A 14598-nucleotide genomic window follows, 5' to 3' on the forward strand; every position below is an offset into this window, starting at 1 on the left:
GGAAGGAACCACCAGTGAGAACGATCACCCCCGATTCCGGGAACCACCACGCGAACCACGACGGCGGACCCACCTCGTTTCGCCCCCGTCCCGGTACTCCCGGTACGCTCACCGCCGTGCCACACGCTGATCAGTACCGAACCGCCCCGCCCCGTCCGGCCGAGGTCCGCCCGATCCCCCTCGCAGAGCTGGCCGACCGGCTGGGGACCGAGCCCCCCGGCTCCGGCGCGGTCACCGGCATCACCCACGACTCCCGGGCGGTACGCCCCGGGGACGTGTACGCCGCGCTGCCCGGTGCCCGTCTGCACGGCGCGGACTTCGCCGCCCAGGCCAAGGAGCTCGGCGCGGCCGCGATCCTCACCGACCCGACCGGCGCCGAGCGCGCGGCGGCCACCGGACTGCCCGTCCTGGTCGCCGAGAACCCGCGCGGCCGGATGGGGGAACTCGCGGCGGCCATCTACGGGACCCCCGGCGAGGCCCTGCTCCAGCTCGGCATCACCGGCACCTCCGGCAAGACCACCACGGCCTACCTCATCGAGGGCGGGCTGCGCGGCGCGGGCCACAGCACCGGCCTGATCGGCACGGTCGAGATGCGGATCGGTGACGAACGCATCAAGTCCGAACGCACGACCCCCGAGGCCACCGACCTCCAGGCGCTGTTCGCGGTGATGCGCGAGCGCGGGGTCCAGTCGGTCGCCATGGAGGTCTCCAGCCACGCCCTGGTGCTCGGCCGGGTCGACGGCTGCGTCTTCGACGTCGCCGTCTTCAACAACCTCACGCCGGAGCACATGGAGTTCCACTCCGGCATGGAGGACTACTTCCGGGCCAAGGCGGAGCTGTTCACGCCGCGCCGCTCCCGGCAGGGCGTGGTCAACCTCGACGACGAGTACGGCCGCAGGCTGGCCGGCGAGGTGACCATCCCGGTCACCACCTTCTCCGCCGAGGGCCACCCGGACGCCGACTGGCGGGCCGAGGACGTGGAGGTGGGCGCGGTCGGTTCGCGTTTCACCGCCGTCGGCCCCAAGGGCGAGCGCGTACGCGCCGAGGCCCCGCTGCCCGGACCGTTCAACGTCGCCAACACCCTCGCCGCGATCGTCACCCTGGCCGTCGCCGGTGTCGACCCGCAGACCGCCGCCGACGGCGTCGCCGCCGTCCCCGGCGTGCCGGGCCGCCTGGAGCGCGTCGACGCGGGCCAGCCGTACCTCGCGGTCGTCGACTACGCGCACAAGACGGACGCTGTCGAATCGGTCCTGCGCTCCCTGCGCAAGGTCACCGAGGGCAAGCTGCACATCGTGCTCGGCTGCGGAGGCGACCGCGACCGGACCAAGCGCGGCCCGATGGGCGCCGCAGCCGCCCGGCTCGCCGACACCGCCGTACTGACCTCCGACAACCCGCGCTCCGAGGACCCCCTCGCGATCCTCGCCGCGATGCTCGCGGGCGCCGCCGAGGTCCCCGCGCACGAGCGCGGAGACGTCCTGGTGGACGCCGACCGCGCGGCGGCGATCGCCGCGGCCGTCGCACGCGCCGAGGCCGGCGACACCGTCCTCGTCGCGGGCAAGGGCCATGAGCAGGGCCAGGACATCGCCGGAGTGGTACGCCCCTTCGACGACCGCCAGGTGCTCCGCGAAGCGATCGAACACCGTCACAAGACGGCACAAGACCAGTCAGGGACGAAACAGTCAGGGATGAAGCAGTGATCGCCCTCTCCCTCGCCGAGATCGCCGAAATCGTCGGCGGGCAGACGTACGACATACCGGATCCGGCCGTGCGGGTCACCGGACCGGTCGTGCGGGACTCCCGCGAGGTCGAGTCCGGCAGCCTCTTCGCCGCCTTCGTGGGCGAACGCGTCGACGGCCACGACTACGCCGCCGCCGTCGTCGCCTCGGGCGCGGCCGCCGTCCTGGCCTCGCGTCCGGTCGGCGTCCCCGCCATCGTCGTGGACGACGTACAGCGGGCACTGGGAGCCCTCGCGCGCGCCGTCGTGGAGCGGCTCGGCGCGACCCTCGTGGCGCTCACCGGCTCGGCCGGCAAGACCAGCACCAAGGACCTCATCGCGCAGGTACTGCGCCACAAGGCCCCGACGGTCTGGACGCCCGGCTCCCTCAACAACGAGATCGGGCTCCCGCTGACCGCGCTCAGCGCCACCGAGGAGACCAGGTTCCTGGTCCTGGAGATGGGCGCGCGCGGAATCGGCCACATCAGCTACCTCGCCGGACTCACCCCGCCGCGCATCGGCCTCGTACTGAACGTGGGCACCGCCCACATCGGGGAGTTCGGCGGCCGCGAACAGATCGCCCAGGCCAAGGGCGAGCTCGTCGAGTGCCTTCCGCCCGCCGACGCGGGCGGAGTGGCCGTCCTCAACGCCGACGACCCCCTCGTACGCGCGATGGCATCCCGTACGAAGGCGCGCGTCGTCCTCTTCGGCGAGGCGGGCGAAGCGGACGTACGGGCCGAGAACGTCCGGCTCACACCGTCCGGACAGCCCGCATTCCTGCTTCGCACACCCTCCGGGTGCAGCGACGTGACCCTGCGGCTGTACGGTGAGCACCACGTGTCGAACGCGCTCGCCGCGGCCGCCGTCGCCCATGAGCTGGGCATGTCCGTCGACGAGATCGCCACCGCGCTCTCGGAGGCCGGCACCCTCTCCCGCTGGCGTATGGAGGTCACCGAGCGTCCGGACGGCGTGACGGTCGTCAACGACGCCTACAACGCGAACCCCGAGTCCATGCGAGCCGCCCTGCGCGCGCTCGTGGCCATGGGCGCGGCCTCACGGGCCGACGGGGGGCGCACGTGGGCGGTGCTCGGCCCGATGGCCGAGCTCGGCGGCGAGTCGCTCGCCGAGCACGACGCCGTCGGACGGCTCGCCGTCCGGCTCAACGTCAGCAAGCTCGTCGCAGTCGGGGGCAGGGAAGCGTCCTGGTTGCAACTGGGCGCATATAACGAGGGTTCGTGGGGTGAGGAGTCGGTGCACGTGTCCGACGCGCGGGCGGCGGTCGACCTGTTGCGCAGAGAGCTGCGCCCGGGAGACGTCGTGCTGGTGAAGGCTTCCAGGTCGGCCGGGCTCGAGCGGATCGCTCAGGCGCTGCTGGAGAACTCCGCCGGGTCTTCTGAGGGGCAGGTCGCCGGACGATGAGGCAGATCCTCTTCGCGGGAGCCATCGGGCTGTTCCTGACGCTCATCGGCACCCCGCTGCTGATCAAGCTGCTGGCCCGCAAGGGATACGGGCAGTTCATCCGTGACGACGGCCCGCGCAGCCATGGCAGCAAGAAGGGCACGCCCACCATGGGCGGCATCGCCTTCATCCTGGCCACGCTGATCGCGTACGCCCTCGCCAAGGTGATCACCGGCGAGGACCCGACGTTCTCGGGCGTGCTGGTGCTCTTCCTGATGGCGGGCATGGGCCTGGTCGGCTTCCTCGACGACTACATCAAGATCGTCAAGCAGCGCTCGCTCGGTCTGCGGGCCAAGGCGAAGATGGCCGGGCAGCTGATCGTCGGCATCGCCTTCGCGGTGCTGGCGCTGCAGTTCGCGGACACCCGGGGCCAGACCCCGGCCTCCACCAGGCTGTCGTTCGTCACCGACTTCGGCTGGACCATCGGCCCGGTGCTGTTCGTGGTCTGGGCGCTGTTCATGATCCTGGCGATGTCGAACGGCGTGAACCTCACCGACGGTCTGGACGGTCTGGCGACCGGCGCGTCCGTGATGGTCTTCGGCGCGTACACCTTCATCGGCCTGTGGCAGTTCCAGGAGTCCTGCGCCAACGCCGTGACCCTGACCAATCCCAACGCCTGTTTCGAGGTGCGTGATCCGCTCGATCTCGCGGTCGTGGCCTCCGCGCTGATGGGCGCCTGCTTCGGCTTCCTGTGGTGGAACACCTCGCCCGCCAAGATCTTCATGGGTGACACCGGCTCGCTGGCCCTCGGTGGCGCGCTCGCCGGCCTCGCGATCTGCTCCCGCACGGAGCTGCTGCTCGCGCTCCTCGGCGGCCTGTTCGTGCTGATCACCATGTCCGTGGTGATCCAGGTCGGCTCCTTCCGGCTCACCGGGAAGCGGGTCTTCCGGATGGCCCCGCTGCAGCACCACTTCGAACTCAAGGGGTGGTCGGAAGTCCTCGTCGTGGTCCGTTTCTGGATCATTCAGGGCATGTGCGTCATTGTGGGTCTGGGGCTCTTCTACGCGGGCTGGGCGGCCGAGAAGTGAGTACGCGGGACTGGCAGGACTGGCAGGGCAGGCGCGTCACCGTCGCGGGTCTTGGCGTGAGCGGGATTCCCGCCGCGCGCGTCCTGCACGGTCTGGGCGCGGTCGTCACGGTCGTGAACGACGGCGACGACGAGCGTGCGCGGGCACAGGCGGCGGACCTCGAAGCGGTCGGCATCACGGTCCGGCTCGGCGACGGGGCGACGCTGCCGGAGGGCACCGAGCTGATCGTCACCACTCCCGGCTGGCAGCCCGACAAGCCGCTCTTCCAGGCCGCCGCGGCGGCCGGTGTCGAGGTCTGGGGCGACGTCGAGCTGGCGTGGCGCCTGCGCGGCCGGGACGGCCGGAAGGCGGCTCCGTGGCTCGCGGTCACCGGCACCAACGGCAAGACCACGACCGTACGGATGCTGGCCTCGATCCTGGAGGCGGCGGGCCTGAAGACGGCCGCCGTCGGCAACATCGGCGTCTCGCTCCTCGACGCCGTCCTCGGTGACGAGACGTACGACGTACTCGCCGTCGAGCTCTCCAGCTACCAGCTGCACTGGGCGCCCTCGCTGCGCGCCCACTCCGCCGCCGTGCTCAACCTCGCGCCGGACCATCTCGACTGGCACGGCTCCATGGAGGCGTACGCCGCCGACAAGGGCCGTATCTACGAAGGCAACACGGTCGCCTGCGTCTACAACGCCGCCGACCCCGCCACCGAGGACCTCGTGCGCGAGGCCGACGTCGAGGAGGGCTGCCGGGCGATCGGCTTCACCCTCGGCACGCCGGGCCCCTCGCAGCTCGGTGTCGTGGACGGCATCCTGGTCGACCGCGCGTTCGTCGCGAACCGCCAGAAGCAGGCCCAGGAGCTCGCCGAGGTCTCGGACGTGACCCCCGCGGCCCCGCACAACATCGCGAACGCGCTCGCCGCGGCCGCGCTGGCCCGCGCCTTCGGCGTCGAGCCGCGTGCGGTACGGGACGGTCTGCGGGCCTTCCGCCCCGACGCGCACCGCATCGAGTACGTCGCCGACGTCGCCGGCGTCGCGTACGTGGACGACTCCAAGGCCACCAACACCCACGCGACCGAGGCCTCCTTGGCGGCGTACGACCCGATCGTCTGGATCGCGGGCGGACTGGCCAAGGGCGCGACCTTCGACGAGCTGGTCCAGAACTCGGCGAAGCGACTGCGGGGCGTCGTGCTCATCGGCGCGGACCGGGCACTGATCGCCGAAGCCCTCGCGCGACACGCGCCCGAAGTCCCGGTGGTCGACCTCGACCGGACCGACACTGGGGCGATGTCGGCGGCGGTCCGCGAAGCGGCGGCGCTCGCGCGGCCGGGGGACACGGTGCTGCTCGCCCCCGCCTGCGCCTCGATGGACATGTTCGCCAACTACAACAAGCGAGGCGAGGCCTTCGCGGACGCGGTTCGCTCCCTCGCCGCCGAGCGCGCCTGACCGGCCCGTGCCGGCGCCGCCGGCCACGACTGGAGGGGACAGCGACCATGCCACCCGATGCCACCGCCGCCCCGGACTCCGGGGCGCCCGAGCCCACGGCACGCGCCTGTGACAGGCCCTCGGGGACGCTGCCCCCATACCCAGCCTCGCCGGAGTTCGAGGCGCGGGGTCCGGGGCGGGGGTACTCCCCCTGGCTTCGCCGGGGGGACCCCCACCCAGGCGAAGCTCCGGGGGAGGGCGGGGTGGGGCCGCGTCGATATGCGGCTCCGCCGCGTGGGCTCGCGGCAGGTGCCGCCCGGCTCGGCGCCGCGCTCGGGCGCACCCTCCTGCCCACACCCGCCCTCTCGGGCCTCCCCGGCGTCGCCCTGCGCAGCGGGACCGCCGGGCCGGTGCGGCGGGCCCCCGCGCCCCGTGGGGGCGGCGCACGCGCGCCCAGGCCACCCCGTGGCGGGGCGGTCCGGCGTGCCTACGAGCAGGCCCGGCGGGCCTGGGACCGGCCTCTCACCGCCTACTACGTGATTCTCGGCGCCGGTCTGCTGATCACCGCTCTCGGCCTGGTCATGGTCTACTCCGCCTCGATGATCACCGCGCTGAAGTACGACCTGCCGTCCTCCTACTTCTTCCGCAAGCAGTTCCTGGCGGCGGCCATCGGCACGGTACTGCTGCTGGTCGCTTCCCGGATGCCGTCCAAACTCCACCGCGCGCTCGCCTATCCCCTCCTCCTGGGCAGTGCGTTCCTGATGGTGCTCGTACAGATCCCCGGGATAGGGCAGTCGGTCAACGGCAACCAGAACTGGATCTCGCTGGGCGGCCCCTTCCAGCTCCAGCCCAGTGAGTTCGGCAAGCTCGCCCTCATCCTCTGGGGCGCCGATCTGCTCGCCCGCAAGCAGCACAAACGGCTGCTGACCCAGTGGAAGCACATGCTCGTCCCGCTGGTCCCGGTCACGTTCATGCTGCTCGGCCTGATCATGCTCGGCGGTGACATGGGGACCGCGATCATCCTGACGGCGATCCTCTTCGGGCTGCTCTGGCTCGCGGGCGCCCCCACGAGGCTGTTCGTCGGGGTGCTGAGCGTCGCGACGCTGATCGGCGCCGTCCTGATCAAGACGAGCCCGAACCGGATGGCCCGGTTCCAGTGCGTCGGGGCCACGGACCCGGGGCCGGGCGACGGCTGCTGGCAGGCCGTGCACGGGATCTACGCACTCGCCTCGGGCGGATTCTTCGGCTCCGGCATCGGTGCGAGTGTGGAAAAATGGGGCCAACTCCCCGAAGCGCACACCGACTTCATCTTCGCCATCACCGGGGAGGAACTGGGGCTGGCGGGGACGCTGTCGGTGCTCGCCCTGTTCGCGGCTCTAGGCTATGCGGGTATCCGCGTGGCCGGACGCACGGAGGACCCCTTCGTGAGGTACGCCGCGGGAGGTGTGACCACCTGGATCACGGCGCAGGCTGTGATCAACATCGGTGCGGTGCTCGGCCTGCTGCCGATCGCCGGAGTCCCGCTCCCGCTGTTCTCCTACGGAGGCTCCGCCCTGCTGCCGACCATGTTCGCCGTGGGACTGCTGATCGCCTTCGCGCGAGAGGATCCCGCCGCGAAGGCCGCCCTGGCCATGCGGAGGCCCGGGGTGAGATGGAAGACGATGAGACGGCGCGTCAAGAAGCGTCCGTCCGGAGAGCGGTGAATTTCGGTGCATGTCGTACTCGCCGGCGGGGGGACCGCCGGCCACATCGAGCCCGCGCTCGCCCTCGCGGACGCCCTGCGCAGGCAGGACCCGACCGTGGGCATCACGGCCCTCGGCACGGAGCGCGGACTGGAGACCAGGCTCGTCCCCGAGCGGGGCTACGAGCTGGCGCTCATCCCCGCGGTTCCGCTGCCACGCAAGCCCACCCCCGAGCTGATCACCGTCCCAGGGCGGCTGCGCGGCACGATCAAGGCCGCCGAGCAGATCCTGGAGCGCACGAAGGCCGACTGCGTCGTCGGCTTCGGCGGCTACGTCGCGCTGCCCGGCTATCTCGCCGCCAAGCGCCTCGGTGTGCCCATCGTCGTCCACGAGGCCAACGCCCGCCCGGGCCTGGCCAACAAGATCGGCTCGCGGTACGCCGCCGCCGTCGCGGTCTCCACGCCCGACAGCAAACTGCGTGACGCCCGCTACATCGGCATCCCGCTGCGCCGCTCCATCGCCACCCTCGACCGGGCCAGGGTCCGGCCCGAGGCGCGCGCGATGTTCGGGCTCGACCCCAACCTGCCGACCCTGCTGGTGTCCGGCGGTTCCCAGGGCGCCCGCCGGCTCAACGAGGTGGTCCAGCAGGTCGCTCCGCTGCTCCAGCGTTCCGGCATCCAGATCCTGCACGCGGTCGGCCCGAAGAACGAACTGCCGCGCGTGGACAACATGCCCGGAATGCCGCCCTACATCCCGGTACCGTACGTGGACCGGATGGATCTCGCGTACGCCGCTGCCGACATGATGCTCTGCCGCGCGGGAGCCATGACCGTCGCCGAACTCTCCGCCGTCGGGCTGCCCGCCGCGTACGTACCGCTGCCGATCGGCAACGGCGAACAGCGGCTCAACGCCCAGCCGGTGGTGAAGGCGGGCGGCGGACTGCTGGTCGACGACGCCGAGCTGACCCCCGAGTGGGTCCAGGGGAACGTGCTCCCGGTGCTCTCCGATCCGCACCGGCTGTACGAGATGTCCCGCGCCGCGGCCGAGTTCGGCCGCAGGGACGCCGACGATCTGCTTGTCGGAATGGTGTACGAGGCGATTTCCGCACGGGCGCGCCGATAGGCGCAGCGAAGGGCAGGGCAGGGAGCATGGCCGGACCGACGACCGCCGACCGCGGCACGCGGAAACCGAATGGTTCGTCGACGGTCCGGTCCGGCCGCTCCGGCCCTGGCAAGGGCCCGCGCATCGGGGGCCGCCACCTGAAGCTGCCGGGGCGCCGCGTCCTGTTGACCGCTCTCGCCCTCATCGCCCTCACCACCGGCGGGATCTGGGTGCTGTACGGCTCTTCCTGGTTGCGCGTCGAGCGAGTCAGCGCCTCCGGTACGCGGGTTCTGACGCCTCGCGAGGTCGAGGAGGCGGCCGCCGTGCCGATGGGGACGCCGCTGATTTCCGTCGATACGGACCGGATTGAGGACCGGCTGCGCCAGAAGCTGCCCCGTATCGACTCGGTGGACGCCGTCCGTTCCTGGCCGCACGGAATCGGTCTGAAAGTGACAGAACGGATCCCCGTACTCCTCATCGAAAAGGGCGCGAAGTTCATCGAAGTCGATGCGAAAGGTGTGCGTTTCGCAACGGTGGACAAAGCGCCCAAAGACGTACCACTACTGGAATTGACGACGGATCAGTCACCGAGTCTGCTCCGGTTCGGCGAGCGCAGGCTGGTGACGGAGGCGGTCCGGGTCACCGCCGAACTGCCGGAAGGCATCGCGAAGGACACCAGGGCCCTCCAGGTCGACTCCTACGACTCCATCACCCTGAAGCTGACCAGGGGCCGCACCGTCATGTGGGGCAGCAGCGAGGAGGGCGACGCGAAGGGGCGAGCGCTCACCGTCCTGATGAAGGCGGCGCCGGGTGCGGCGCATTTTGATGTGAGCGCCCCCAGTGCCCCTGCCTCGTCGGCCAGTTGACGCACAAATGCCCAGGCCAGCACCCTGGTTGGTCAGCGCAACGGCTGATCACATAGGGTGAAAAGAAAAACGGGAGGTTCGGCGTGTTCGTTGAACGCGCACGGCTTGTCGACTTAGTGTCTCGTTCGGAAGAGTCCAAGGAGCAGAGACACTGGTAACCCTAAACTTCAACGTTAGGGTTTGGGTCGGCGTTTCGGACCGTCCCATCGGCATCAGTCGTCGCAGCGCGAAGACCAACGCGCGGCGGCGACACGTAACTCGAGGCGAGAGGCCTTCGACGTGGCAGCACCGCAGAACTACCTCGCAGTCATCAAGGTCATCGGTGTCGGCGGCGGTGGTGTCAATGCCATCAACCGAATGATCGAGGTCGGTCTCAAGGGCGTCGAGTTCATCGCGATCAACACTGACGCGCAAGCCCTGTTGATGAGCGACGCCGACGTCAAGCTCGACGTCGGCCGCGAACTCACCCGCGGCCTCGGGGCCGGAGCCAACCCGGCAGTCGGTCGCAAGGCGGCAGAGGACCACCGAGAGGAGATCGAGGAGGTCCTCAAGGGGGCCGACATGGTCTTCGTCACCGCCGGCGAAGGTGGCGGCACCGGCACCGGCGGCGCACCCGTCGTGGCCAACATCGCGCGCTCGCTCGGCGCCCTGACCATCGGCGTCGTCACCCGGCCCTTCACCTTCGAGGGCCGCCGCCGCGCCAACCAGGCGGAGGACGGCATCGCCGAGCTCCGCGAAGAGGTCGACACCCTCATCGTCATCCCGAACGACCGCCTGCTGTCCATCTCGGACCGCCAGGTCAGCGTTCTCGACGCGTTCAAGTCCGCGGACCAGGTGCTGCTGTCGGGTGTTCAGGGCATCACCGACCTCATCACCACCCCGGGCCTCATCAACCTCGACTTCGCCGACGTCAAGTCCGTCATGTCCGAGGCCGGCTCGGCGCTCATGGGCATCGGCTCGGCCCGCGGCGACGACCGCGCGGTGGCCGCGGCCGAGATGGCGATCTCCTCGCCGCTGCTCGAGGCCTCCATCGACGGAGCCCGCGGCGTACTGCTCTCGATCTCCGGCGGCTCGGACCTCGGTCTGTTCGAGATCAACGAGGCCGCCCAGCTCGTCAGCGAGGCAGCCCACCCCGAGGCCAACATCATCTTCGGCGCCGTCATCGACGACGCCCTGGGCGACGAGGTACGGGTCACGGTCATCGCGGCCGGCTTCGACGGGGGGCAGCCCCCGGCCCGCCGCGACCACGTGATCGGCTCCGCGTCCGCCAAGCGCGAGGAGCCCCCGGCCGCGCCGCGCCCGGAGCCCCGCTCCACCGGCGGCCTCGGCACCGTGCCGGTCCGCGAGGAGCCCGCGGCCCCCGCCGAGCCGGCCCCGGTGGCGAGCGAGAGCTCGTACGCGCAGCCCAGCTCGCCGCAGGTCCCGCCGGCCCGGCCGTACGACAGCTCGGCCGAAGAGCTGGATGTCCCGGACTTCCTGAAGTGACCTTGAAGTGATACGGGAGCACGACAGTGTGAGCGGCGCGCACTTCGCTTTCACCGACAGGTGGGGCGGGGTGAGCGCCGCTCCGTACGAGGAGCTCAACCTCGGCGGCGCGGTCGGCGACGACCCCGCCGCCGTCGCCGCGAACCGGGAGCTCGCCGCCAGGTCGCTCGGGCTCGACGCGGGGCACGTCGTCTGGATGAACCAGGTGCACGGGCGCGATGTCGCCGTCGTCGACGGACCGTGGGCGGACGCCCCGGTCCCGGCGGTGGACGCGGTGGTCACCGCCCGGCGGGGCCTCGCTCTCGCCGTCCTCACCGCCGACTGCACCCCGGTGCTGCTGGCCGACCCCGTCGCCGGGGTGGTGGGCGCGGCCCACGCCGGCCGTCCCGGGATGGCCGCCGGAGTCGTACCGGCCGCCGTCGAGGCCATGATCGCGCTCGGGGCCGACCCCGCCCGCATCACCGCCCGTACCGGACCGGCGGTCTGCGGACGCTGCTACGAAGTCCCGGAGGCGATGCGCGCCGAGGTCGCCGCGGTGGAACCGGCGGCCTGGGCCGAGACCAGCTGGGGCACCCCGGCCGTCGATGTCACCGCCGGAGTGCACGCCCAGCTCGAAGCGCTCGGCGTACGCGACCGGCACGCGTCGCCGGTATGCACACTGGAGTCGCGGGACCACTACTCGTACCGGCGTGACCGCACCACCGGACGGCTCGCCGGGTATGTCTGGCTCACGGCAGAAGAGAACGAGGCATGACCGACCGCAGATCCGAACTCGCCGAGAACCTGGCGCGCGTGGAGGAACGTATCGCCGCCGCCTGTGTCGCGGCCGGCCGTAAGCGGGAGGAAGTGACCCTGATCGTGGTCACGAAGACCTACCCCGCGAGCGACGTACGGCTGCTGCACGAGCTCGGGGTGCGCCATGTGGCCGAGAACAAGGACCAGGAGGCGGCACCGAAGGCCGCCGCCTGTTCCGACCTCGACCTCAACTGGCACTTCGTCGGCCAGCTTCAGACGAACAAAGTCCGTTCTGTTGCGAGTTATGCCGACATCGTGCAGTCCGTCGACCGGTTGAAGCTCGTCCGCGCACTGTCGACCGCGGCGGCGCGCGCCGAGCGGGAACTGGGGTGTCTGATCCAGGTCGCGCTGGACGCCGAGTCGGGGCAGCAGGGGGAGCGGGGCGGCGTCTCGCCGGACGGCGTCGAGGAGTTGGCCGCCGCGGTCGACGACGCGCCCGGACTCAGGCTCGACGGGCTGATGACCGTCGCGCCGCTCGCGGGGCCGTACGCGGGGCGCCAACAGGCCGCGTTCGAGCGGTTGATGGATTTGTCGACTGCCCTGCGCCGGGCCCGTCCTGCTGCGAACATGGTGTCAGCAGGGATGAGTGCGGACCTCGAAGAGGCCGTCGCGGCCGGGGCGACACATGTGCGCGTCGGTACGGCGGTACTCGGAGTCCGACCCCGGCTCGGGTAACGTCGCGAAGCAAGTCGGACCACAGCAGAAAATATGGTCATTTCCACCGAAAGGTGGACATGCCGAGTGGATCGCGGGACTTGGTGGCGTAGTCGAAGTGACGTAGCCGAACGAAGCCGATCCACCACAGAGCGGAGGACTCAGAGAATGGCCGGCGCGATGCGCAAGATGGCGGTCTACCTCGGCCTCGTGGAGGACGATGGATACGACGGCCGGGGCTTCGACCCCGACGACGACTTCGAACCCGAGATGGAGCCGGAGCCCGAGCGGGACCGGCGTCGGCACCAGCACCAGCAGCCCTCGCACCAGGTCGAACGGGAAGAGCCGGTGCGAGTGGTGCAGCCACCCGCGCCGCGTGAGCCGGTGCCCCACGCCGCTTCGCTGTCGGCGGACTCCGGGCGTCCGGCGCGCATCGCGCCCGTGGCGTCTATCACACCTGAACGTCCGAGCCTGGAGAAGAACGCACCGGTGATCATGCCCAAGGTCGTGTCCGAGCGGGAGCCGTACCGCATCACCACGCTGCACCCGCGGACCTATAACGAGGCCCGTACCATCGGGGAACACTTCCGTGAGGGCACCCCGGTGATCATGAATCTGACCGAGATGGACGACACCGATGCGAAGCGACTTGTCGACTTTGCCGCGGGACTTGTCTTCGGGCTGCATGGCAGCATTGAGCGGGTGACGCAGAAGGTGTTCCTGTTGTCGCCTGCTAACGTCGATGTCACGGCGGAGGACAAGGCCCGCATCGCAGAGGGCGGATTCTTCAACCAGAGCTGAGAACACGACCACGGAACGACCCGGCCGGAAGGCCGGTGAGACGAGAGCCAGGGGAGAGGGAAGCGCAGGATGGGCGTCACGCTGGATGTGATCTACATCGCTCTGATGTGCTTCCTGATCGTGCTGATTTTCCGGCTCGTCATGGACTACGTCTTCCAGTTCGCCCGCTCGTGGCAACCCGGCAAGGCGATGGTGGTCGTCCTGGAGGCCACCTACACTGTCACCGATCCACCGCTCAAGCTTCTGCGGCGGTTCATTCCGCCGCTGCGTCTCGGGGGCGTGGCACTCGACCTGTCCTTCTTCGTTCTGATGATCATCGTCTACATCCTGATCTCCATCGTGAACAACTTTGCGAGCCAGGTGTGAGCGATACGGTCTTGCCGACTGCCGACGACTACGTAGAGGTGAAGAAGAGATGCCGCTGACCCCCGAGGACGTGCGGAACAAGCAGTTCACGACCGTCCGCCTTCGAGAAGGCTATGACGAGGACGAGGTCGATGCCTTCCTCGACGAGGTCGAAGCCGAACTGACCCGCCTGCTCCGCGAGAACGAGGACCTGCGCGCCAAGCTGGCCGCGGCGACTCGTGCGGCCGCGCAGAACCAGCAGCAGCAGGGTATGCGCAAGCCGCCGGAGCCGCAGGACGGCCGCGGTCCCGGCGCGCCCGTGCCCGCTGCCATATCCGGACCGCCGGTCCAGCAGCAGCCCCCGCAGATGGGCCCGCCCCAGCTGCCCGGTGGTGCTCCGCAGCTGCCCGCCGGCCCCGGTGGTCACGGTCCGCAGGGTCACCCGCAGGGACCGGGCCCGATGGGTCCCGGCCCGATGCAGGGCGGCCCCATGGGTGGTCCGATGGGCGGCCCCATGGGCGGTCACGGCCCGCAGCTGCCGCAGCCCGGTCAGGGCCCCGGTGGCGACAGCGCCGCGCGCGTCCTCTCCCTTGCCCAGCAGACCGCCGACCAGGCGATCGCGGAGGCCCGCTCCGAGGCCAACAAGATCGTCGGCGAGGCCCGTTCGCGCGCCGAGGGTCTTGAGCGGGACGCCCGTGCCAAGGCGGACGCGCTGGAGCGGGACGCGCAGGAGAAGCACCGCGTCGCGATGGGCTCGCTGGAGTCGGCCCGCGCCACGCTGGAGCGCAAGGTCGAGGACCTGCGCGGCTTCGAGCGCGAGTACCGTACGCGGCTGAAGTCGTACCTGGAGAGCCAGCTGCGTCAGCTGGAGACCCAGGCGGACGACTCGCTGGCCCCGCAGCGGACCCCGGCGGCCGCGTCGCTGCCGCCGTCCCCGGCGCCCTCCATGGCTCCGGCCGGTGCGAGCGCCCCGTCCTACGGCGGCAACCAGACCATGGGCGGCAACGCGCCGATGGGCGGAGCCCCGTCCTACGGTGGCCAGCAGCAGATGTCGCCGGCGATGACCCAGCCGATGGCACCGGTGCGGCCGCAGGCGCCGCAGCCGATGCAGCAGGCGCCGTCGCCGATGCGCGGGTTCCTCATCGACGAGGACGACAACTGACGGCCGGTTGGCGCGCGATGAGCGCGTAGCCGTCGGCAGGCTGAAGGGCCGGGCCCGGGACGTTCACCGTCCCGGGCCCGGCCCTTTTGCGTGGG

Annotated in this window: 13 protein-coding genes; all 13 read left to right on the top strand. The window is 70.8% G+C overall.

Annotated features, from left to right (window positions below):
* The first annotated feature begins 14 nt into the window (after window positions 1-14).
* The 13 genes from ABT342_RS11285 (at window position 15) to ABT342_RS11345 (ending at window position 14503) form a co-directional block, all read left to right on the top strand.
* On the top strand, window positions 15-1697 hold the full coding sequence (locus ABT342_RS11285; protein ID WP_351570470.1) for a UDP-N-acetylmuramoyl-L-alanyl-D-glutamate--2,6-diaminopimelate ligase: 1683 nt from the start codon (window positions 15-17) through the stop codon (window positions 1695-1697).
* Window positions 1694-3133, top strand: a complete 1440-nt coding sequence (locus ABT342_RS11290) for a UDP-N-acetylmuramoyl-tripeptide--D-alanyl-D-alanine ligase (RefSeq protein ID WP_351570473.1) — start codon at window positions 1694-1696, stop codon at window positions 3131-3133. Before ABT342_RS11285 ends, ABT342_RS11290 begins: the two co-directional genes overlap by 4 nt.
* The gene (gene mraY / locus ABT342_RS11295; protein ID WP_351570476.1) at window positions 3130-4200 is read left to right on the top strand and encodes a phospho-N-acetylmuramoyl-pentapeptide-transferase; all 1071 of its coding nucleotides are present in this window, start codon (window positions 3130-3132) and stop codon (window positions 4198-4200) included. Before ABT342_RS11290 ends, mraY begins: the two co-directional genes overlap by 4 nt.
* The gene (gene murD / locus ABT342_RS11300) at window positions 4182-5633 is read left to right on the top strand and encodes a UDP-N-acetylmuramoyl-L-alanine--D-glutamate ligase (RefSeq protein WP_351570986.1); all 1452 of its coding nucleotides are present in this window, start codon (window positions 4182-4184) and stop codon (window positions 5631-5633) included. Before mraY ends, murD begins: the two co-directional genes overlap by 19 nt.
* Window positions 5634-6022: 389 nt before the next feature.
* Complete coding sequence (gene ftsW, locus ABT342_RS11305) at window positions 6023-7315, top strand: putative lipid II flippase FtsW (protein WP_351570989.1); 1293 nt, start codon at window positions 6023-6025, stop codon at window positions 7313-7315.
* A 6-nt stretch (window positions 7316-7321) separates the two neighbouring features.
* Complete coding sequence (gene murG, locus ABT342_RS11310; protein ID WP_351570479.1) at window positions 7322-8416, top strand: undecaprenyldiphospho-muramoylpentapeptide beta-N-acetylglucosaminyltransferase; 1095 nt, start codon at window positions 7322-7324, stop codon at window positions 8414-8416.
* A 26-nt stretch (window positions 8417-8442) separates the two neighbouring features.
* Complete coding sequence (locus tag ABT342_RS11315) at window positions 8443-9261, top strand: cell division protein FtsQ/DivIB (RefSeq protein ID WP_351570482.1); 819 nt, start codon at window positions 8443-8445, stop codon at window positions 9259-9261.
* Window positions 9262-9540: 279 nt separating this feature from the next.
* Window positions 9541-10746: a cell division protein FtsZ gene (gene ftsZ, locus ABT342_RS11320; RefSeq protein ID WP_351570485.1), complete on the top strand. Its 1206-nt coding sequence runs from the start codon at window positions 9541-9543 to the stop codon at window positions 10744-10746.
* Between the two features lie 28 nt (window positions 10747-10774).
* Window positions 10775-11500, top strand: coding sequence for a peptidoglycan editing factor PgeF (pgeF, locus tag ABT342_RS11325; protein WP_502965512.1), 726 nt, complete (start codon window positions 10775-10777; stop codon window positions 11498-11500).
* Window positions 11497-12216 (top strand): YggS family pyridoxal phosphate-dependent enzyme, encoded by a 720-nt coding sequence (locus tag ABT342_RS11330; RefSeq protein ID WP_351570491.1) that lies wholly within the window; start codon window positions 11497-11499, stop codon window positions 12214-12216. Before pgeF ends, ABT342_RS11330 begins: the two co-directional genes overlap by 4 nt.
* A gap of 147 nt (window positions 12217-12363) precedes the next feature.
* Window positions 12364-12996: a cell division protein SepF gene (locus ABT342_RS11335; RefSeq protein WP_351570494.1), complete on the top strand. Its 633-nt coding sequence runs from the start codon at window positions 12364-12366 to the stop codon at window positions 12994-12996.
* A gap of 69 nt (window positions 12997-13065) precedes the next feature.
* A complete protein-coding gene (locus tag ABT342_RS11340) occupies window positions 13066-13362 on the top strand; it encodes a YggT family protein (protein ID WP_351570497.1) in 297 nt (98 codons plus the stop codon).
* A 49-nt stretch (window positions 13363-13411) separates the two neighbouring features.
* Window positions 13412-14503, top strand: a complete 1092-nt coding sequence (locus ABT342_RS11345) for a DivIVA domain-containing protein (RefSeq protein WP_351570500.1) — start codon at window positions 13412-13414, stop codon at window positions 14501-14503.
* The last annotated feature ends 95 nt before the right edge of the window (window positions 14504-14598 follow it).

This window comes from Streptomyces sp. NPDC000410 (assembly GCF_040300305.1).
In the GTDB taxonomy this organism is placed as follows: domain Bacteria; phylum Actinomycetota; class Actinomycetes; order Streptomycetales; family Streptomycetaceae; genus Streptomyces.

What these genes read in the sequence shown, in the direction of transcription:
- mraY (WP_351570476.1), top strand. Translation starts at nt 3,130, where the DNA reads ATGAGGCAGATCCTCTTCGCGGGAGCCATCGGGCTGTTCCTGACGCTC.
- ABT342_RS11315 (WP_351570482.1), top strand. Translation starts at nt 8,443, where the DNA reads ATGGCCGGACCGACGACCGCCGACCGCGGCACGCGGAAACCGAATGGT.
- ABT342_RS11330 (WP_351570491.1), top strand. Translation starts at nt 11,497, where the DNA reads ATGACCGACCGCAGATCCGAACTCGCCGAGAACCTGGCGCGCGTGGAG.
- ABT342_RS11335 (WP_351570494.1), top strand. Translation starts at nt 12,364, where the DNA reads ATGGCCGGCGCGATGCGCAAGATGGCGGTCTACCTCGGCCTCGTGGAG.
- ABT342_RS11340 (WP_351570497.1), top strand. Translation starts at nt 13,066, where the DNA reads ATGGGCGTCACGCTGGATGTGATCTACATCGCTCTGATGTGCTTCCTG.
- ABT342_RS11345 (WP_351570500.1), top strand. Translation starts at nt 13,412, where the DNA reads ATGCCGCTGACCCCCGAGGACGTGCGGAACAAGCAGTTCACGACCGTC.